This is a genomic window from Streptococcus oralis, assembly GCF_004127215.1.
GTDB lineage: Bacteria > Bacillota > Bacilli > Lactobacillales > Streptococcaceae > Streptococcus > Streptococcus oralis_BD.
In genome coordinates this window covers 1-432 of record NZ_QEWJ01000084.1, presented here as the reverse complement: position 1 = coordinate 432, position 432 = coordinate 1, and the positions used below count along the sequence as shown (strand labels likewise).

The window sequence follows — 432 nt, the reverse complement described above, 5'->3', positions numbered from 1 at the left end:
CCCGCTACTCGTGATACTTACATCGCCAGCAATAGCGGAACCAACCGCCTTAAGCCTTTCACATGGAGCAATATTGAGGGAAGTCAGATAGCCACTTGGCTGAACCGCAACCCGGACAAGGACAATCAGGCCGACACCAAAGGAGCACAGCGGGTCGACTTCATCCGTGGCCAGCAGAATATGGATGGATTCCGGCAACTACAGGCGGTGTTAGGGGACATCGTGCACTCGTCTCCAGCCGTGGTCGGACCGGCCCAATACCTCACTTATCTGGCCAACCCCATCGAACCCAGCGGCGACTACGGCACATTCAAGACAGAGGCAGACCAGCGCAGCCCTCGAGTTTATGTTGGATCCAACGATGGCATGTTGCATGGTTTCAACACCAAAACCGGCGTGGAAGAGTTCGCTTTCATCCCTACAGCAGTATTC

General features: G+C 55.1%; 1 protein-coding gene. It reads left to right on the top strand.

All coding sequences use genetic code 11. From position 1 onward, the window contains the following. Nucleotides 1-432: PilC/PilY family type IV pilus protein (locus DF216_RS10500; RefSeq protein WP_276318439.1), on the top strand; the 432-nt coding region annotated here is incomplete at both ends.